At 63.0% G+C, this 18423-nt stretch carries 18 protein-coding genes; 13 read left to right on the forward strand and 5 right to left on the reverse strand.

Annotated features, from left to right (window positions below; all coding sequences use genetic code 11):
- Positions 1-356 precede the first annotated feature (356 nt).
- Genes ACZYR5_RS13380 through ACZYR5_RS13395 form a run of 4 tightly spaced genes read left to right on the forward strand, consistent with a single transcriptional unit; the run spans position 357 to position 4177 of the window.
- A complete protein-coding gene (locus tag ACZYR5_RS13380; protein ID WP_489090448.1) occupies positions 357-2399 on the forward strand; it encodes a lipase family protein in 2043 nt (680 codons plus the stop codon).
- Positions 2400-2426: 27 nt separating this feature from the next.
- The gene (locus tag ACZYR5_RS13385) at positions 2427-3203 is read left to right on the forward strand and encodes a hypothetical protein (RefSeq protein ID WP_489090449.1); all 777 of its coding nucleotides are present in this window, start codon (positions 2427-2429) and stop codon (positions 3201-3203) included.
- Positions 3204-3222: 19 nt separating this feature from the next.
- On the forward strand, positions 3223-3999 hold the full coding sequence (locus tag ACZYR5_RS13390; RefSeq protein ID WP_489090450.1) for a hypothetical protein: 777 nt from the start codon (positions 3223-3225) through the stop codon (positions 3997-3999).
- 19 nt (positions 4000-4018) lie between these two features.
- Positions 4019-4177, forward strand: coding sequence for a hypothetical protein (locus ACZYR5_RS13395; RefSeq protein ID WP_489095171.1), 159 nt, complete (start codon positions 4019-4021; stop codon positions 4175-4177).
- 25 nt (positions 4178-4202) lie between these two features.
- Here ACZYR5_RS13395 and ACZYR5_RS13400 read toward each other — a convergent pair whose 3' ends face one another.
- On the reverse strand, positions 4203-4820 hold the full coding sequence (locus ACZYR5_RS13400; protein WP_489090452.1) for a hypothetical protein: 618 nt from the start codon (positions 4818-4820) through the stop codon (positions 4203-4205).
- A gap of 167 nt (positions 4821-4987) precedes the next feature.
- Here ACZYR5_RS13400 and ACZYR5_RS13405 point away from each other — a divergent pair, with 167 nt between their 5' ends.
- From ACZYR5_RS13405 to ACZYR5_RS13440, 8 genes are all read left to right on the forward strand, one after another.
- Complete coding sequence (locus ACZYR5_RS13405; RefSeq protein ID WP_489090453.1) at positions 4988-5749, forward strand: class II aldolase/adducin family protein; 762 nt, start codon at positions 4988-4990, stop codon at positions 5747-5749.
- Between the two features lie 232 nt (positions 5750-5981).
- Positions 5982-6629, forward strand: coding sequence for a transcriptional regulator BetI (gene betI / locus ACZYR5_RS13410; protein WP_489090454.1), 648 nt, complete (start codon positions 5982-5984; stop codon positions 6627-6629).
- A 91-nt stretch (positions 6630-6720) separates the two neighbouring features.
- Complete coding sequence (locus ACZYR5_RS13415) at positions 6721-7437, forward strand: response regulator (protein WP_489090455.1); 717 nt, start codon at positions 6721-6723, stop codon at positions 7435-7437.
- A gap of 5 nt (positions 7438-7442) precedes the next feature.
- Entirely contained in the window at positions 7443-8216 is a 774-nt protein-coding gene (locus ACZYR5_RS13420) for a substrate-binding periplasmic protein (RefSeq protein WP_489090456.1), read from the forward strand.
- The gene (locus tag ACZYR5_RS13425; protein ID WP_489090457.1) at positions 8213-10468 is read left to right on the forward strand and encodes an ATP-binding protein; all 2256 of its coding nucleotides are present in this window, start codon (positions 8213-8215) and stop codon (positions 10466-10468) included. The genes ACZYR5_RS13420 and ACZYR5_RS13425 overlap by 4 nt, the downstream gene beginning before the upstream one ends.
- Positions 10469-10900: 432 nt before the next feature.
- Positions 10901-12313, forward strand: a complete 1413-nt coding sequence (locus tag ACZYR5_RS13430; RefSeq protein ID WP_489090808.1) for an amino acid permease — start codon at positions 10901-10903, stop codon at positions 12311-12313.
- A gap of 67 nt (positions 12314-12380) precedes the next feature.
- Positions 12381-13601 (forward strand): helix-turn-helix domain-containing protein, encoded by a 1221-nt coding sequence (locus ACZYR5_RS13435; RefSeq protein ID WP_489090458.1) that lies wholly within the window; start codon positions 12381-12383, stop codon positions 13599-13601.
- A 33-nt stretch (positions 13602-13634) separates the two neighbouring features.
- Entirely contained in the window at positions 13635-14261 is a 627-nt protein-coding gene (locus tag ACZYR5_RS13440) for a Vgb family protein (protein ID WP_489090459.1), read from the forward strand.
- Positions 14262-14267: 6 nt separating this feature from the next.
- Here ACZYR5_RS13440 and ACZYR5_RS13445 read toward each other — a convergent pair whose 3' ends face one another.
- Genes ACZYR5_RS13445 through ACZYR5_RS13460 form a run of 4 tightly spaced genes read right to left on the reverse strand, consistent with a single transcriptional unit; the run spans position 14268 to position 17312 of the window.
- The gene (locus tag ACZYR5_RS13445) at positions 14268-14918 is read right to left on the reverse strand and encodes a glycosyltransferase family 2 protein (protein WP_489090460.1); all 651 of its coding nucleotides are present in this window, start codon (positions 14916-14918) and stop codon (positions 14268-14270) included.
- Positions 14915-15514, reverse strand: coding sequence for a class I SAM-dependent methyltransferase (locus tag ACZYR5_RS13450; RefSeq protein WP_489090461.1), 600 nt, complete (start codon positions 15512-15514; stop codon positions 14915-14917). Before ACZYR5_RS13450 ends, ACZYR5_RS13445 begins: the two co-directional genes overlap by 4 nt.
- Positions 15511-16278: a PIG-L deacetylase family protein gene (locus tag ACZYR5_RS13455; protein ID WP_489090462.1), complete on the reverse strand. Its 768-nt coding sequence runs from the start codon at positions 16276-16278 to the stop codon at positions 15511-15513. Before ACZYR5_RS13455 ends, ACZYR5_RS13450 begins: the two co-directional genes overlap by 4 nt.
- Positions 16275-17312, reverse strand: a complete 1038-nt coding sequence (locus ACZYR5_RS13460) for an acyl-CoA dehydrogenase family protein (protein WP_489090463.1) — start codon at positions 17310-17312, stop codon at positions 16275-16277. The genes ACZYR5_RS13455 and ACZYR5_RS13460 overlap by 4 nt, the downstream gene beginning before the upstream one ends.
- A 202-nt stretch (positions 17313-17514) precedes the next feature.
- Here ACZYR5_RS13460 and ACZYR5_RS13465 point away from each other — a divergent pair, with 202 nt between their 5' ends.
- Positions 17515-18423, forward strand: coding sequence for an SDR family oxidoreductase (locus ACZYR5_RS13465; protein WP_489090464.1), 909 nt, complete (start codon positions 17515-17517; stop codon positions 18421-18423).

An 18423-nucleotide genomic window follows, 5' to 3' on the forward strand; every position in this document is an offset into this window, starting at 1 on the left:
GACGCGTTTAACCAGGCAGCACGCGTCATCGTTAACGTTCATCGCGAGCAGGCTCGCTCCTACAAAAGCAACAGCGGCAGACGCATAGGGTTGTTGTTATTTGCGCCTATAGAAATTTACTGACAGTAAAAAATCAACCTATTTATTTACTCGCATGACCATTTCTCGCACGCAGGAAGTTTCTGATAAGCGCGTAGTCCCCGTCTGGATTGCAGGGTAAGGGGATGCCGTCATGGCATTTCATGGTCAAACTCCCGGCCGTTTCGAACTTCCCCTTTCAGGTTGTCGGAGTGGGCCTTTGTCCCATTCAAGTCACCCTGACCACTGCATGGACACCTGCGGACTCAAGGACTGATATGAACGATACCCACCACCGTACGGACACCCTGAACCCGTTCAAGACGGTTATCTGCGGCAAACAAATCAAGCACTGGATAGAGTTTCAACTGCTGGACGAATTGGGCGAGCCCCTGGCGAATGTGCCTTACCGCGCGGTGAACGAAGCCACTTGTGTGGGGCTTGCGAAAGAGTCGACAGGGCGCAGCGATGCGCAAGGCGTGATTCGCATCGAGGGCCTGTTCCCGATTCCGCTGACCTTGCTATTGGAAGCCAACCCACTGGCCGAACTGCTGCAAGGCCGCCGCCTGCGTGCCGTGCGTCCGGAGCCGGATCGGCCCAACATCAGTCATCGATTCCCTATGCATCAAGCGCAACGCCCGGGGTTTTCGCCCCTGGAAGCGCAGGCCAGCGCTGCCGGGCAGGCGTATCACTACCTGCGGATCGGTCAGGTTTGCGATGGATTGCCGGAGTTCGACCCGCCTCTGACCGACCCTGCTCAATTGCCGGCCTATCACTTTCCGGACCCAAGTTTCAGTGGCTTTACCGTCGATTACGAAGGCCTGGATCGTCGTCATCTGCTGGAGCTGTGTCCGCTGCGCGCCTGGTCATTGACCTTGCACCATCAACCGAATTACAGCCTGGTCAACGCCTATAACCTGGCATTGATGAGCATTCTGGCCTACAGCACCATGGAGCAAAACAGTCTCGGCTCGGTCGAAGAATTCTTCCTGCAGCAGTGCCTTGATCTGTCGCGCACGCCACGGGTCTGGGATAACGGCCAGAACCTGCTGTGTATCGTCACCGATGTACCGTTCAATCAGCGCTACACCAGAGGGTTGATGCTCGACACGAAAAAGGCGGTGCCGCCCGAGGGGGATACCCAGCTGTTTTATGCCATCAGCGCCACCCAGGTGCTGGTGGCCTGGCGCGGCACGGAAATGGATGGCTTCGCTGATCTGAAAACCGACGCAACCTTCCGCCCGGTCCAGCCGACAGTCGAGAGTTTGTGCGAGCCCAAGGCGCGCTGTGCCGATCTGACGCCCGAAGGCAGTGTGCACCTGGGTTTTCGCGACGCGTTTGATTTGGCAAATAGGATTTATGCCAGGGATCTGGCTGAAATAATTCACTCTGAGTCATTCAATAAAGACCTGTTCATTTGCGGCCACAGTCTCGGCGGCGCCCTAGGTTTGGTCCATGCGGCCGCTTTGAAAGCGCGAAACCCGCTTCTATACACCTACGGCATGCCCCGCACCTTCACCCTCAAGGCCGTCCAGGGACTGAGCGAGATCGTGCATTTTCGTCATGTCAACGACATCGACCCGATCCCCAGCGTGCCGCCCGAAGCGGCGCTGGACAACCATCTGTACGACCTCTACGGCCCCCTCGGTACGACCCTGGGGTTCGGCTGGTCGCTGCTGCAACTGCTCGCCAGCCAGGTCTTCAAACATGGCGACCCCTTCTGTCATCACGGTGAAATCGCCATGTTTTTCCGCGCCGAACAGCACATGAGCGAGCAGGGCTCGCGCTACCCGGCCTACCGCAACAAGGAAGGACTCGGGGCGCCGTACTACACCACCGTCACCCGCCGCCTCATGGAAAAAACCAAGCTGTACCTGGTGCCCAGCCTGAGCCCCGACGAAGACCAGCAGGCAGAACAATCCCAGCAACGCTTGACCCGATCACTGACCGCCGAGAGTCGGGCGACCTTTTTTCCGCCTTTCGCCAACCCCAGGGCAGGACGGATCCTGGGGATCGGCAAGCACCTGATGAACGACTACCAGCCGTACATTCACGGCCAACTGCTCGAGGCGCTCAACCCGGCGCGTACGCCGTTGCTGGAGCGCCAACGGACCCGGCAGAAATTCGAAAAAGAGACCGCCGAGTGGTACGCCCACCTGGTCGAGGACGAACGGGCACGCAACCAGGTGTTTCTCGAATTGCAGGGCATGGTCAGTGCGACCCTGCGCAGCACCCTTCTGGCCGACGGCGGCGCCCAGGCCCTGCAACGTTTCGATGCGGTCGCAGATCCCCGGGACAGCTACGAACGTACCTACAGCTGAATGTGCAGCGCTCACAAGGACCTGACCATGATCAAGGAAATGCCTATTGCGCTGCTCGGCCTGCTCGTCAGCCTGGGCGGTTGCGCCAAGGATCGAAGCCTGTCGCCACCGGCTGACAGCGAGCAGATGACCATCACCGTCAAAGTGCCCGAGGAACTTGAAGCGGAAACCCTGAACGCGATGTATCGCTCGGCGGTATGCAAGTACATCACCCATGGCGCGAGCGGCCAGCGCGTAGAGCTGGAGGGTTATCACGGCATCGATGTGCAGTTGCAGCGAGTGGGACTAAGCGATTTGTTCCAGGTCAAGCTGCCGATGGATGGTGGCGGTGCCTGTCAATGGCATTTGAGCAATGTAATGTTCGGTGTCGCCTATGCCGATCCCGGCCGATTTGGTGAGAACGTGAGATATGGAGCGGGAGGGGGCGTGGTGGTGATGTTTGACCATAACCGACCCTCTAGAAGTGGTGGGTACACTTTCAGAACGGAGGGCAATTTACGTATAAAGAAGCACTATTACCCGTGGGTTAAAGAAAGCTTTCTGGGCGGCTACCGGAAACGGGTCAGCCTGGCAGGTGCGGGAGATATCTACTTGATGTACGAAGCCCTGCAGGCCCGACAGGTGTATTTCGAACCCATCCTGCACTCCGATTTCCTGGTCACCTCCGTCGAACCCAAGGAAAAGAAAAAAGGCAACTACACCCGCTTCACCTATCCCGACGGCAGCGTCGTCTCGGATGGACGTGCAGAGCCCAATTTCCGCAAGCTTGAAGCCATTCGCCTGGCCGCCGAAGGGAAGCAGTGAGCACTTCAAGGACTCGACCATGATCAACAAAATGCCCCTCGCACTGCTCGGCCTGCTCTTCAGCCTGGGCGGTTGCGCCAAGGATCGAAGCCTGTCGCCACCGGCTGACAGCGAGCAGATGACCATCACTGTCAAAGTGCCCAAGGAACTTGAAACGAAAACCCTGAACGCGATGTATCGCTCGGCGGTATGCAAGTACATCACCCATGGCGCGAGCGGCCAGCGCGTAGAGTTGGAGGGGTATCACGGCATCAATGTGCAGCTGCAGCGAGTGGGGCAAAGCGACCTGTACCAAGTCAGGTTGCCAATGGATGGAGGCGGCACATGTGAATGGCATTTGAGCAACATTGAATTCGGTGTCGTATACGCAAATCCCACTGATTTTGGCGAAAGGGTGTCGTGGGGGGCAGGTGGGGGAATCGGCGTCAGTTTCGATCAAAATCGACCCTCCAGAAGCGGAGGGCTACCCATCCATGTAGAGGGCGAACTATCGGTCAGAAAGGACTACTACCCTTGGTTAAGTGAGGGCTTTCTAGGCGGCTATAGAAAAGATATCAACCTCACGGGAGAGGGGCATATCTATCTGACATACAAAGCGTTGAATGCCCGACAGGTGTATTTCGAACCCGTCCTGCACTCCGATTTCCTGGTCTCCTCCGTGGAACCCAAGGAGAAGAAAAAAGGCAATCACACCCGCTTCACCTATCCCGACGGCAGCGTCGTGACGGATGGTCGAGCAAAGCCCAACTTCCGCAAGCTCGAAGCCATTCGCCTGGCCGCCGAAGGTCGACAGTGAGCGAGTCAAGGACCCGACCATGATCAAAAAAATGCCCCTAGCACTGCTCGGCCTGCTCGTCAGCCTGGGCGGTTGCGCCAAGGATCGAAGCCTGTCGCCACCGGCTGACAGCGAGCAGATGACCATCGATCACAGCGAGGAACTGAAGGAGCGCTTCAACGCCTGGGCCAGCAAGTAAGCCCGCAAGGCTGGACGCGCCTGGGTTATCGATCAAGACAAGGCTGGATCACCTGCCGCAGGCCAAGGTTGTTTTGCGGCAAAGTGAAAACCGCGGTGAGCGACGGGCTATTCGCGGCTGCCGACGCCAGCGAGAGCGTCAGCGTCTGGCCGGGTGAAGCATGGTCTGCCCAATAGGCCAACTCGTCGCGAGGAATACCGGTGGCAATGGCAAAAATACTGCCGACCTGAAGCGCACCGCCGGCTGCCCACATTCCGGCTACCCACTGATCGCTGAAAGCACGATCGCCGATCGTCAGCTTCAAGGGGCCATGAGCACTGGCATCCTTGCCCTCGAAGGGTTGGTAATCAAAACCCAGCGCACGCGGATCGATTTGCAGGGTGAGGCTGGCGCCACGAGTCTGCGGATGACAGCTGATTTGCAAGGTGGCGTGAACCTGATGATCAGCATAAATGCTGGTGCCAGGGGTGCGGGCGGTGAGCAGGGGATTGTCGGTATAAGGCTGCTCGAGCAGCCAGATGGGATGCTTCGCGCTGATGATGCCAGGCCTGTCGCTCGGCAAGTCTGCCGCGAAGGCGCAAAGGCAGGTTGCTGTCAAAGCCGCCAGCGCGAGGGCCTGGGAAGCGCGTTTCGAGTCGGACATGTCGACGGTTTCCGAACATTGGGGGTGGCCACGATAGGCACTTGATTGCGCTCGGTCGTGGTCAGTCCTGTAAGTTAATTTCTCTGCATCGGGTCTACGTAGCGACTGGACGAGCCTGTGCGTCCAGCCTTACTGTCTGCGCCTGCCGTTCAGACTGGGGGAGCACCATGAATAACAATGCCACAGAGCAACACCTGCGTGAGGAACTGGCGGCCTGTTACCGCCTAATCGCGCACTTTCGCATGACCGACCTGATCTTCACCCACATCTCGGTGCGCCTGCCGGGGCCGGAGCATCACTTCCTGATCAACCCTTATGGCCTGATGTTCGACGAAATCACCGCGTCCAACCTGGTCAAGATCGACCTTCAAGGCCGCGCGGTGGAACCGTCGCCGTACCCGGTCAATCCCGCCGGTTTCGTGATCCACAGCGCGATCCATGGCGCCCGTGATGATGCCCAGTGCGTGCTGCACACCCATACCAAGGCCGGTTGTGCGGTAGCGGCCTTGAAGTGTGGATTGCTGCCGGTGAACCAGATTTCCATGGAATTCTATGGCCGCGTCGCCTACCACGACTATGAAGGCGTGGCGCTGGACCTGAGCGAACAGCAGCGACTGGTGCAGGACCTGGGCGACAAGTCGGTGTTGATGCTGCGCAACCATGGGTTGCTGACTGTGGGCGAGACGGTGAGCCAGGCGTTCCTGCGCATGTATTACCTGGAAAAGGCCTGCGAGATTCAACTGGCGGCGCAGGCGGCCGGCGAACTGCTGCTGCCACCCCATGAGGTCTGTGCGCACACCGAGCGTCAGTTCAACGACCCGGGGCGGCCGCTGGAAGAAGGGCAGTTGAGTGATCCGGATGGCATGCAATTGGCCTGGGCGGCGATGTTGCGGTTGCTGGATCGGGTGGCGCCGGGGTATCGGGATTGATCGGTGATTCTGGGTATTGTTGTTGACCCTGTAGGAGCTGGCTTGCCAGCGAAAGCGGTGGTTCAGTCAGCAGATATATTGACCGTGCAGGCCTCATCGCGAGCAGGCTCGCTCCTACAGGGGGGGGCGGTACAGATTTTTTAGCGTCCACAAACCCCTCATCCTGCTGTACAGTCGTTCAGCTCGCCAGCCCCATCGCGGGCCTACGATTACAACCAGGAGCGTGTCGCGGATGAATCAGGAAGCCCGTTTTTCTCGTATGGAGCCGGAGCTGCGCAAGGCCAAGCTGATCGAAGCGACGTTGGTGTGCCTGCAGCAACACGGCTTCCAGGGCGCGTCGATCCGCAAGATCTGCGCCGAGGCCGGGGTCTCGGTGGGGCTGATCAGCCATCACTATTCCGGCAAGGACGAACTGGTGGCCGAGGCCTATCGCTCGATCACCGCACGGGTCATGAATCTGCTGCGCGAGGCCATGGCCGAGGCCGCGCCGAATGCTCGCGAACGGCTGTCGGCGTTTTTTCGCGGCTCGTTCTCCGCTGAATTGCTCGACCCGCAACTGATCGATGCCTGGCTGGCGTTCTGGGGCGCGGTGAAAACGGCCGAGGCGATCAACCAGGCCCACGAACACTCCTACGGTGAATACCGCAGCATCCTGCGCAAGGTGCTCAGCGAGCTGGCCGACGAAGAGGGCTGGGAGCAGTTCGACGCCGACCTCGCGGCGATTGGCCTGAGCGCCTTGCTCGATGGCCTGTGGCTGGAGTCCGGGCTCAATCCGGGAACCTTCAGCCCGGAGCAGGGCATTCAGATCTGCGAGGCCTGGGTCGACGGTCTGCAGGCCGGTGGCCGGCAGCGTTACTGCCTGCCGATCGCTAGCTGTTGATCAGTTGTTCAGCAATGGATAGGATCTAGCGCAACACGCTTCACCCCCCTAATAAGAAACAGGCCTACGGCCACACGCAGGACACCAGGCGATGACTCCTCGGGTACTGATCGTCGATGACGATCCGCTGATTCGCGAACTGCTGCACGCCTACCTCTCCCAGGAAGGCTATGACGTCCACTGCGCCGCCACGGCGGAACTGGCGGAAACCTTCCTGGCGAGCCAGGCGGTCGACCTGGTGATGCTCGACATCCGCCTGCCGGGCAAGGACGGCCTGACCCTGACCCGCGAACTGCGGGTGCGCTCGGAAGTGGGGATCATCCTGATCACCGGACGCAACGACGAGATCGACCGTATCGTCGGCCTCGAATGCGGCGCCGACGACTACGTGATCAAACCCCTCAATCCACGGGAACTGGTGTCTCGGGCGAAGAACCTGATTCGCCGGGTCCGGCATGCACAAACCCCGCAGGCTCCGGTGGCCGCGGTCAAACCGGTCAAGCAGTTTGCCGCCTGGGCCCTGGACACCGACCGCCGACGCCTGATCGACCCCGACGGCAGCGAGACCTTGCTGACCCACGGTGAGTACCAGTTGCTCAGCGTGTTCCTGCGCAACAGCGGCCACACCCTGAGCCGCGACCAGTTGATGGACCAGATCCGCAACCGCGAATGGGTGCCCAACGATCGCTCGATCGACGTGCTGGTTGGCCGCCTGCGACGCAAGCTGCATGACGACCCGGCCGAACCGCAACTGATCATCACCATTCACGGCGCCGGCTACCTGTTTACCGCCAGCGTGGCGGCCTGAGCCCCATGCGCCTCCTGCTCGGCCTGTGGCTGGCGCTGCTGGCCGGCAACGCCATGGCACAACAGACCGTGCGTTACTGCGATTACCCGGTGTACCCGCCGATTTCCTGGAGCGACGGCAAGCAGGTGCGCGGCCTGGCGCCCAGCGTGGTCAAGCAGTTGTTTGCCGAGCTGGGGTATCAGGTCGAAATCGTCGTGCTCGGCAACTGGAAGCGCTGCCTGCTGGACGCCGCCGAAGGTCGGGTCGACGTGGTGTTGGCCTACAGCACCGCGCAGCGCGAACAAAACCTGATGTTTTCCAACGTGCCGGTACTGCGCGAAGAAGTCGCGCTGTTCATCAATCGCCAGCACCCGGTGCAGTTCGAGCGCCTCGAGGACCTGGCGCGCTATCGCGGGGGCCTGTTGTTCGGTGAAAGCTATGGGGTTGAGTTCGATCGCATGGTCGCCGCGCACGACAACATCGAATGGGTCTCCGACAGCGGGCAGAATTTCGGCAAGCTGATTCGCGGGCGCATCGACTTCATCACCCAGGAACGGCGCACCGGTGAGCTCTACGTCGAACACCTGGCCGGAGCCCAGGACATCGTCGCCTTGCCCAAGGCCCTGAGCGTGGATTATCTGCGGGTCGCGGTGTCGCGCCGCTCGGCGCTGGCCAGCCAGATGCCGCGGATCGACGCGCAGTTGCAGCGCATGGTCGAGGCCGGCGACATCGAGCGCTGGCTCAACGAAAGCGAGGTCACCTACCGCGACATGATCAGCCTGCCGGCGGACGCCCGATGATCGGCGCAAGGCCCGGTGGCCTGCTGCGTCGGCTGCTGCTGTTTATCCTGCTGTTCAGCCTGTGCTTCACCGTGCTCGCCAGCAGCGTGCAGCTGTATTTCGAGTACCGCCGCGAAATGCGCGATATCGATGCGCGCATGGAACTGATCCGCGCCGGCTATCTGGCCAGCCTGGAGCGCAGTCTGTGGGATCTCAATCAGGAGCAGTTGAATGTGCAATTGCGCGGCCTGGTGGATTTTTCAGACGTGGCGCGTGTGCGCCTGAGCAGCCCTGACTTCGACCTGCTGCAGGGCAATCCGGCGCCGGTCGGGCCGCTGCGTATCGAGCGATTTTCGTTGGATTACCAACCGCCCAGCGGCGAAAAAAGACACCTGGGCGAGCTGGAAGTCAGCACCGATCTGGGCGCGGTACACCAGCGGCTGTACGCCACCGGCCTGACCAGCCTGCTGTGGATGGGTGTGTTTTTGTGCGGCCTGGCGGTGGCGTTGTCGGGGTTGTTCTATCGCCTGGTCACCCGGCACCTGCAAGTGATGGCCGAGTTTGCCCGGCGAATTGCCGCGGGCGACTGGCAGGAACCGCTGCACCTGGACAAGAGCCGCAGCCGCGTCGCCGACGAAATCGATACCGTGGCCCATGCCCTGGATGACATGCGCCGAGCGATTCTCAGCGATATCGAGCGTCGCGAAACCGACCGCCTGGCCCTGCAGGACAAGCGCGACGAACTGCAGCGCATGGTCGAGCGGCGCACCGCCAGTCTGATGCATGCCAAGGAAGAGGCCGAGGCGGCCAACCTCGCGAAGTCACGCTTTCTCGCGACCATGAGCCACGAACTGCGCACGCCGCTCAACGGCATCCTCGGCATGGCGCAACTGCTGCGCGGCGCCAGCCTCGACCCGCGCGACGGCAAGCGCCTGGATGCCCTGTACAAGGCTGGCGAAGGCTTGTTGGCGATTCTCAACGAAGTGCTGTACTTCGCTCGGCTGGAGGAGGGCGAAAGTCATCCGGAGCCGGTGAGTTTCTCGATTCGCCAGTTGCTCGATGAGGTGCTGACCCTGCTCGAACCCCGAGCCTCGAGCAACCACACTCGGCTCGATTGGCAGATCGATCCAGCGGTTGGCCAACGCCATCAGGGCGCCGAACAATTCCTGCGCCAAGTGCTGAGCAATCTGCTGGCCAACGCGATCAAGTTCACTGAGGGCGGGTTGGTCAGTGTGCGGGTACAGGTGCTGGCGTCTGTTGCGCAACAGGGCGGACAGCGCCTGCGGATCAGCGTCACGGACAACGGCATCGGTATTGCCGAAGACATGCAGGCGAAGATTTTCGAGCGCTTTACCCAGGCCAGTGAGGAGGTGGCGCAACGATTCGGTGGCACCGGGCTGGGCCTGGCGATCTGCAAACACCTGGTGGAGAAGATGGGCGGGGTGATGGGTGTCGACAGTCAGCCGGGGCGTGGCAGTTGTTTCTGGTTCGAACTCCAATTGCAGCCGGCCGCTGCTGCCGCCGAAGTCGAGCTGGTCAACAGACCGGGGACGGCCTTGAAGATCCTGGTGGTCGAGGACGTGGCGCTCAATCGCGAGGTGGTCAGTGGTTTGTTGCAACGCGACGGGCATCAGGTGTGGTTGGCCGAAGAGGCTGTCCAGGCCTTGGCCGAGTGTGCCGCACAGGTCTTCGATGTGTTGTTGCTGGATGTGCATTTGCCGGGGCTCAGTGGCGTCGAGCTGTGCCAGCGGATCCGCGATGGGGGCGGTCCGAACGCGACCACACGGATTTTCGCCCTGACCGCCAGCGTGCAACCGGCGGCGGTGCGCGGCTACCTGGAGGCCGGGATGGACGGCGTGCTCGCCAAGCCGTTGCGGCTCGACGATCTGCGGCGGGCGCTGGCTGGCGAGTCTCGCGCAGCGATTGTCGAAGCGACTGACTCGACCGTTGACTGGCCGCTGTTGAATAACCATCGGCTGTTGCTCGGCGAGCAGAAGGTCCAGGGCCTGTTGCGAGTGCTGCACACCTCGATCATTGCCCATCGCACGGCGCTCGGCGAAGCCATTGCCGCGGACGATTGCACCGAAGTCGCGCACCTGGCCCACCGATTGGCCGGGAGCAGCGATTCGCTGGGGTTGCGTGGATTGGCTGGGTGCCTGCGTGAGCTGGAGGAGGCGGCCTTGGGCAATGCCGAGGCTCGGGTGCAGTCGTTGGCGTCTGGGGTGGATGAGCAGATGGAGCGGGCGCTGGAGGTGTTGGAAGGGTTGATGTGAGTGTGTGTCCCGGCGGCCCCCCTGTAGGAGCTGGCTTGCCAGCGAAGAACCCGAGGCCGCCGCGTGCATCCAGGACAGCTGCGTCATCGTTGACGACCATCGCGAGCAGGCTCGCTCCCTCAGGGATCGATTCATTCTGCTGCATCGCGTTTGAACTGTAGGAGCTGGCTTGCCAGCGAAAAACCTGAGACCGCCGCGGGCATCCAGGATAGCTGCGTTATCGTTGACGACCTTCGCTGGCAAGCCAGCTCCTACAGTGCATGTAATAGTCCAGGTTGTATCAACCCCCTACATCTTTGTTACGACTTCGCACAACTTCGATCCTCCGGGTCAACAGCGCCTTACATGACCTTCCAATAATCGAGGCAACCGCCCCAGCGCGGTCTTCGAAGCTTATTGGAGATAATAATAATGAATGGCCGCAAAGCCGACATGAGCGAAGCAAACGAACGCAACGGCATCCACCTGACCCGCGCCCTGAAAAGCCGGCACATTTTCATGTTGTCCCTGGGCGGGGTGATCGGCACCGGGTTGTTCATGGGATCGGGGGTGACGATCAACCAGGGCGGGCCGGTGGGGGCGATCCTGGCTTACCTGGTGGCGGGATTCCTGATGTACCTGGTGATGGTCTGCCTCGGCGAACTCTCGGTACAGATGCCGGTCTCCGGCTCGTTCCAGACCCACGCCACCAAATTCATCGGCCCGGCCACCGGCTTCATGATCGGCTGGGTCTACTGGATGAGCTGGGCCACCACCGTCGGCCTGGAATTCACTGCCGCCGGCATGCTGATGGTGCGCTGGTTCCCCGAGGTGCCGATCTGGTATTGGTCGGCGCTGTTCGTGGTGGTGCTGTTCGGCCTCAATGCCCTGGCGACCCGCGCCTTCGGTGAAGCCGAATACTGGTTCTCCGGGATCAAGGTGGCGGCGATTCTCGGTTTTATCGTGGTCGGCGTGCTGGTGATCTTCGGCGCGATCCCGCTGAGCAGCGGCGAACCGGCGCCGATGATGAACAACCTGATCGGCGACTCGCTGTTCCCCAACGGCCTGTCGGCCGTGTTCGCGGTGATGATGACCGTGGTCTACGCCTTCCAGGGTTGCGAGATCATGGGCGTGGCGGCGGGGGAAACCGACCAGCCGGAAAAAAGCATCCCCCGTGCGGTGCGCAACGTGGTGTTCCGCGTGCTGATTTTCTACGTGCTGGCGATCGTCGTGCTGTCGGCCATCGTTCCGTGGCAGCAGGCGGGCCTGATGGAAAGCCCGTTCGTCCAGGTATTCGACATGGTCGGCATTCCCTACGCCGCCGACCTGATGAACTTCGTCATCCTCACTGCGATCCTGTCAGTGGGCAACTCGGGACTGTACGCCTCGACGCGGATCCTCTGGGCCATGTCGAAAACCGGTATGGCGCCAAAGAGCCTGTCGCCCCTGAGCAAACGCGGCGTACCCCTGCGTGCCCTGAGCATCACTCTGTGCTTTGCCCTGGTGTCGCTGATGACCAGCTTCATCGCCGCCGACACCCTGTTCATGGTGTTGATGGCGGTCAGCGGCATGTCCGGTACCGTGACCTGGATCGTCATTGCCCTGGCCCAGTACAAGTTCCGCAAGGCCTACCTGCGTGACGGCGGCCAGCTCAGCGACCTGAAATACCGCGCGCCCTGGTTCCCGGTGCTGCCGCTGACCTGCATTGCCCTGTGCTGCTCGCTGTTCGTGTTCCTGGCGCTGGATGAAACCCAACGGCCGTCGCTGTACTGGGGCTTCGGCTTCATCGCCCTGTGCTACGGCGCGTACTTCCTGATCCACCGCAAACGCCAGGGCGTGTTGGCGCCAAGCCTGCCGGCGGCATGACGGCGGACGCCAGCTAGACTGCACGGCACACCCCACACCGAGGAGTGCCCGCCGTGCCGGGTTCGACATGGATGCACTGATCACGGCCGCCGCTCGCGCACTGGCGGCCGGTGATCCGCTGGCCGCGCTGGACCGCGTGGCCCTGCGCGATGATCCACCAGCGCTGGCCCTGCGCGGCATCGCCATGGCGCAGCTGGGCGACTTCGCCCGTGCCCGGACCCTGTTGCGCAGCGCCGCCCGGGCCTTCGGGCCGCAGCAGACCCTGGCCCGGGCCCGTTGCGTGGTGGCCGAGGCGGAGATTGCGTTTGCCGCCCGTGATCTCGCAAAGGGGCACAACACCCTGGACGCTGCCCGCGCCGTGCTCGAACGGCATGGCGATTGGGCCAACGCCGCCCATGCCCGTTTCGTGGCGATTCGTCGACTGTCATTGCTCGGCGCCCTCGACCAGGCCGAGGCACAACTCAACGAAATCGACGCCACTCGTTTACCGGCTGCGCTGCAGGCCATTCACGGCTTGACCCGCGCCGGCCTGGCGATCCGCAGGCTGGACAGCGCCACCGCCCGCAGCGCCCTTACCCGTGCCAGCGACGCCGCGCACCAGGCCCATATCCCGGCCCTCAGCGCGGAAGTGCAGGCCGCCTGGCAGGTGCTCGAAACCCCGGCGGCGCGCATCACCGGGCCAAGCGAGGAACGCCTGTTGCTGTTGGCGCAGATTCAGGCACTACTGGATTCACCGATGCTGGTGATCGATGACCGCCGGCAGCTCCTGCGAGATGCCCATCACCAGGTATCCCTGGCCGCTCGCCCGGTATTGATGGCGCTACTGCGCACCCTTGGCGAGGCCTGGCCGGCCGCAGTGGACCGGGCTACCCTGATTGCCCGCGCCTTCAATCTCAAGCTCAGTGACGAGTCTCATCGCGCGCGCCTGCGAGTAGAAATCGGCCGTCTGCGGGTGCTGCTCAAACCCCTAGCCGAGGTCAGCGCGACGGCCCACGGCTATGCCTTGATCACCCGCGGTCAACCCGGGGTGGCGGTACTGGCGTGGCCACAGGACAACCCCCACGGCGACGTCCTGGCCCTGCTGATGGACGGCCAGGCCTGGTCCAGCTCAGCCCTGGCGCTGGCCTTGGGTATCAGCCAACGCGGCGTGCAGCGCGCACTCGAGAGCCTGGCCAGCGCCGGCAAGGTGCAGGCGTTCGGCCGGGGCCGGGCAGGGCGCTGGCTGATCCCGCCGCTGCCGGGATTCGCGACGACATTGTTACTCACGCCGGCGCTGCCCAATGATTAGGCTGCAGACTCAAGCCCAGATGAGGATGTCCAGATGAAACAGTCAGGCGCAAGAATCGATAAAGAATACGGCCCCTTCGACGGTGTGCAGAGTGTCCATGGCGTGACCTGGGACGGCGAGCGTGTGTGGTTCGCCAATAATCAGGGACTCACTGCGTTCGATCCGCAGGACGGCAAGACCCAGCGCAACTTCACCATGCCCGCCGATGCCGGCACCGCGTTCGATGGCCGGTACCTGTACCAGATCGCCGAGAACTCGATCCACAAGATCGATCCGCAGACCGGCGCCATTCTCAGCACTATCCCCGCGCCGGGCGGTAGCGATTCCGGGCTGACCTGGGCCGAGGGTTCGCTGTGGGTCGGTCAGTACCAGGACCGCAAGATTCACCAGCTCGACCCGCAGACCGGGAAGATCCTCCGTACCCTGGAATCGAATCGTTTCGTCACCGGGGTGACCTGGGTCGACGGTGAGTTCTGGCACGGCACCTGGGAGGGTGAGGAAAGCGAAATCCGCCGGATCGATCCGCAGACTGGCGAAGTGCTCGAGAGCCTGCGCCTGCCTGAAGGTGTTGGTGTGTCGGGGCTGGAGTCGGATGGCGGCGAACGGTTTTTCTGTGGCGGTGGCAACAGCGGCAAGGTACGGGTGGTTCGCCGCCGTTGAACCCGGTCAATGCTCCTGCGCCAGCGCCTTCAGGTAATCGCCGAAACCACCCCGGGCCCGGCAATCCAGGCGGCTGCTGGTGCGCACACCGTTGAGCGCGGTCCAGACGATGCTTGCGCCGCTGCGCTGCAGGTCCTCGATCAGGTAGCGATCCTCATGCACCGCCAGGGGCCGGAAGCCACCCACGCGCCGATAGGCTTGCGCACACACTCCAAGGTTGGCGCCGTGGATGTGCCGATGGCCTTCACCGGGCTGGTAGAGGTTCTGGTAGCGCTGGCGCACCTCGGCAGAATGCTGCGGGTCCCACTCCTCGATACTCACCGTGCCGCACACCGCATCGGCATTGAACGCCAGTTGCTGGCGCAACCAGTTGCGTGGCACTCGGCTGTCGGCGTCGGTGCAGGCCAGCCAGCGCACGCCCTGGTCCAGCAAATGGGCGGCACCGGCGTGGCGGGCGTAGCCGACATTGCCGGCGTCGATGGCCAGGGTCTGTACCCCGCAGGCGCGGGCAATTTCCCGGGAACGGTCGGTGCAGGCGTCGAGCACCACCAGGATCCGCACCTCTTCACCGGCGTCATCGGCCGCACACAATAGGGCTTCGAGGCAGTCCCCGAGCAGGGCTTGTTCATTATGGGCAGGGACGACGACGCCGATCATAGGCATTGCTCCTCAAGGTCCAGGCCGCCGGGTTGGCGACTCCAGAGTTCGAGCCGGAAATCCGCTTCCTGGTGCTGTACCAGGCGCGTCAGGTGAAGTCGCGCCTGCAACTGCTCGTGCACCTGATGCCCAGTCTGCGGGCACTCGGCCATGGGCTGCAGGAAATGGCAGGCCAGCAGTGAACCCTGGGCACTCAGGCTGGTTTGGGCCTGGTCGATGACCTGTTGCCAGTCGCCGCTGTCCAGGTAATAGCCAAACTCGCTGAGGATGATCAAATCGAACTCGCCCGCGGGCCAGTCAACGGGCAAATGCCCCTGAATCACCTCGACCTGCGGCTGCGTATGCAAGCGCTGGCGGGTCAAGGCCACGGCGCTGGCGCTGGCATCCATGCACAGCAGGTGCTCGCTGCGGGCCGCCAGCAGAATGCTCAGTTCGCCATTGGCGCAGGCCGGCTCGAACACCCGCGGGTAACGCTGGCGGGTCAGTGCCGCAAGGGTCAAAGCGCGCTTGCGTTGTTCGTACCAGCGGTGGCGCAGGGCCCAGGGGTCGGGATTGGCGGCGAACATCCGCTCGAAAAAACTCGTATCCAGGCTCATAGGAACACCAGTTCGAAAGGTTGCAACAGGCGCTCAAGCGTCGCCGGCGAGAGAATCGCCGGGCGCCCGGTGCTCGGGTCGGCCGACACCTGGCTGCGGTGGGCAGCGAGGGCCGCGCGTTTGCGTTTGAGCCGGTGCGCCGGCAGTGCCAGCTTGCGCGCGCGCAGCCAGGGCAGGCGCGGATCCTCGGGGTGCGCCCAGTGCCAGGCCCACACCGGAACCTCCAGCAGTTGCGCCTGACATTGCCAGGCGGCACTGGCACAGGCACGGCCCACGGCTTCGTGATCGCAATGGCCGTCGTGGCGCCAGGTGGTGAGCACGCGGTCGCCGCTGCGCAGGCTTGCACAGAGCTGTTGCAGCAAGGCGTCATGGCTGTCGGCAACCGCGCTGTCGGCCAGGCCCAGGCGCAGCCATTCGACAGTGCGCGGATCGAAGCCCAGGTGCGACAGGGCGTCGGCGCTTTCTCGCGGCCGCTCGACACGCAACCGTTCCTCTGGCCACAGCGCCGAGCCGGGATGACTGCCGGTGCCGTCGGTCACCGATATCAGGAGCAACTCGCTGTCGTCCGCGGCCAGATGGGCCAGCAGGCCACCGCACATCAGCACCTCGTCGTCCGGGTGCGGCGCCACCACCACCAGCCTGCGGCCGGCGGGCAACAACAGGTCGCGGGAAATGTTCGGCACCCCTTGCAAGGCCCGCGACGCTTGCCATTGGGCGAGGGTGGTGCCGGCACCGTGAAAGGTTTTGTCTGCATCGGCGCTCATAGGCCCCAACCCTGGCGCCCATCGGCGCCCAACTGTCGACCCAGTTCCGCCAGGTCACGCTCGGCATGGCTTTGCCGGATGAACACCGGCAAGTCGGCGCTCAGGCGAGCGAACTGCGGATCGCGACAAAAAGGTGTCGCCCCCAAGGCCCGGCCGACATGCCAGAGCACCTGTTCCACCGCGGTTTCGACCTGGGCTCGAGTGCGGCGCACGGTCAGCTCGGCATCGGCGTCGGGCTGGTGATCGATCCATGCTGCGCACTGCCGCAGGCTGGCGGCGGCGCCGATTAGTGCCGCATCGACGGCTCCCAAATGGGCCTGGGCGTGCGGATCCTCGCGCGGACCACTGCACTGTTTGCGCAGACGCTCGGCCAGCGCCTGCGCCGCGCCATACCAGCAGGCGGCGATCCCCGCGCCGCCCTGCCAGAAACCCGGACGCTGGACATAGGCGCCCGTGTCGCCGACGCAGTCCGCCCACGCCTGGTCGAGTTCGACATTGACGCTGGCGGTGAGCGCCATGCCGCGGGCTTGCCAGTCCTCACTGCGCAACTGAATGCCCGGTTGCGCCAGGGTCAGCGCCACCAACTGCGGCCGCTGCTGTTCGTCCCAGGCGGTGAGCAAGGCGTGCTCGATCTGCAGCGCGCCGGAGCACCAGGCTTTGGTGCCGCTCACGCGTACTCGGCCCCGTTCGCGGGCGACGATCCGCACTTTGGCGTTCGGCGGTTCAGCGGCCCAAACCCCCCAGATACCCGCCTGGTTCAAGGCCTGTGCGTGCAATTCGGCGAGTATCGCCTGGGCGTCGGTGTGCCCTTCGTACAGCTTGAGCAGCGCCAGGTCGGTGCCGGCAACCTGCGCCAATCTGCGCCAGCGTTGCAGCGTCTGGCCATGACCGGGCAGCGGCAGGTCGGCGTGGCCTGCCTCGATGCAGGCGTGCAACAACTCGGGCACACGCCGGTCCAGTTCGAGAGGGGCCGCACGCCCGGCGAATTCAGCGAGCAATTGGCTCATGGAGTCCTGCACAGTCGATACGTCCATCATCCTTCTCCCCACTGTCTACGCGGCGGCTGTGCCTGCATATGCATTGTGAGAGGTGGTTCTTTGCGGAGTTCAAATTCTTTGCGCCGGGCTGGATGCCCCGTCTGTCGGCCATCGAGGAAATATTCCAAACCTTCGACACGACCTCGCTTCCTACCTGTACAGGCTTTGATTTATCACGCTAACGACCCGGAGGTCGGCCATGTCAGCGCACAACTCACGCAACCAGTTCGCCATGCAAAACCCCCTCACGCAGTACCCCCAACCGCCGTTTCCCGATCAGCCGCAAGCGGCACCGGGCCTGGACAGCAAGATGATCCCGGAACCGGACCACGGCGAAAAAACCTACCAGGGCTCGGGCCGACTGGCCGGGCGCAAGGCCTTGATCACCGGCGCCGATTCGGGGATTGGTCGGGCGACGGCTATTGCCTTTGCCCGTGAAGGCGCGCAACTGGTGATCAATTATCTGCCGGTGGAAGAGCCGGACGCCCGGGAGCTGATTGCGCTCCTCGAAGGCGAAGGGCACGCGGTCAAGGCGCTGCCGGGTGATTTGAAGGATGAGGCGTTCTGCGTCGGGTTGGTGCAACAGGCGCATCAACATTTGGACGGCCTGGACATTCTGGTGAACGTTGCCGGCAAGCAGGTGGCGCGCAAGGACATCCGCCAGATCAGCAGCGAGCAGTTCGACGCCACCCTCAAGACCAACGTCTACGCGCTGTTCTGGCTGTGCCAGGCGGCCGTCGGGCTGATGCCGGCCGGGGCGACCATCATCAATACCGCGTCGATCCAGTCCTATCAGCCGTCGGCAACCTTGCTCGACTATGTGACCACCAAGGCCGCTATCGTCGCCATGACCAAGGCCCTGGCCAAGCAGGTGATCGAGCACGGCATCCGGGTCAATGCCGTAGCGCCGGGGCCGATCTGGACCGTGTTGCAACCCAGCGGCGGCCAGCCCCGGGAAAAAATCGCCGACTTCGGCGGTCACACCCCTATGAAGCGCCCCGGTCAGCCCGCAGAATGCGCGCCACTCTATGTGTTCCTGGCCTCCCAGGAATCCAGTTACATCACCGGCGAAGTATTTGGTGTGACCGGGGGCAATCCGCTGCCGTAG

The sequence above is a fragment of the Pseudomonas sp. F007 genome (assembly GCF_057814275.1).

Bases quoted from the DNA above. Each gene is read 5' to 3' on its own strand.
- ACZYR5_RS13380 (WP_489090448.1), top strand. From the start codon at position 357: ATGAACGATACCCACCACCGTACGGACACCCTGAACCCGTTCAAGACG.
- ACZYR5_RS13385 (WP_489090449.1), top strand. From the start codon at position 2,427: ATGATCAAGGAAATGCCTATTGCGCTGCTCGGCCTGCTCGTCAGCCTG.
- ACZYR5_RS13390 (WP_489090450.1), top strand. From the start codon at position 3,223: ATGATCAACAAAATGCCCCTCGCACTGCTCGGCCTGCTCTTCAGCCTG.
- ACZYR5_RS13395 (WP_489095171.1), top strand. From the start codon at position 4,019: ATGATCAAAAAAATGCCCCTAGCACTGCTCGGCCTGCTCGTCAGCCTG.
- ACZYR5_RS13400 (WP_489090452.1), bottom strand. From the start codon at position 4,820: ATGTCCGACTCGAAACGCGCTTCCCAGGCCCTCGCGCTGGCGGCTTTG.
- ACZYR5_RS13405 (WP_489090453.1), top strand. From the start codon at position 4,988: ATGAATAACAATGCCACAGAGCAACACCTGCGTGAGGAACTGGCGGCC.
- betI (WP_489090454.1), top strand. From the start codon at position 5,982: ATGAATCAGGAAGCCCGTTTTTCTCGTATGGAGCCGGAGCTGCGCAAG.
- ACZYR5_RS13415 (WP_489090455.1), top strand. From the start codon at position 6,721: ATGACTCCTCGGGTACTGATCGTCGATGACGATCCGCTGATTCGCGAA.
- ACZYR5_RS13420 (WP_489090456.1), top strand. From the start codon at position 7,443: ATGCGCCTCCTGCTCGGCCTGTGGCTGGCGCTGCTGGCCGGCAACGCC.
- ACZYR5_RS13425 (WP_489090457.1), top strand. From the start codon at position 8,213: ATGATCGGCGCAAGGCCCGGTGGCCTGCTGCGTCGGCTGCTGCTGTTT.
- ACZYR5_RS13430 (WP_489090808.1), top strand. From the start codon at position 10,901: ATGAGCGAAGCAAACGAACGCAACGGCATCCACCTGACCCGCGCCCTG.
- ACZYR5_RS13435 (WP_489090458.1), top strand. From the start codon at position 12,381: ATGGATGCACTGATCACGGCCGCCGCTCGCGCACTGGCGGCCGGTGAT.
- ACZYR5_RS13440 (WP_489090459.1), top strand. From the start codon at position 13,635: ATGAAACAGTCAGGCGCAAGAATCGATAAAGAATACGGCCCCTTCGAC.
- ACZYR5_RS13445 (WP_489090460.1), bottom strand. From the start codon at position 14,918: ATGATCGGCGTCGTCGTCCCTGCCCATAATGAACAAGCCCTGCTCGGG.
- ACZYR5_RS13450 (WP_489090461.1), bottom strand. From the start codon at position 15,514: ATGAGCCTGGATACGAGTTTTTTCGAGCGGATGTTCGCCGCCAATCCC.
- ACZYR5_RS13455 (WP_489090462.1), bottom strand. From the start codon at position 16,278: ATGAGCGCCGATGCAGACAAAACCTTTCACGGTGCCGGCACCACCCTC.
- ACZYR5_RS13460 (WP_489090463.1), bottom strand. From the start codon at position 17,312: ATGGACGTATCGACTGTGCAGGACTCCATGAGCCAATTGCTCGCTGAA.
- ACZYR5_RS13465 (WP_489090464.1), top strand. From the start codon at position 17,515: ATGTCAGCGCACAACTCACGCAACCAGTTCGCCATGCAAAACCCCCTC.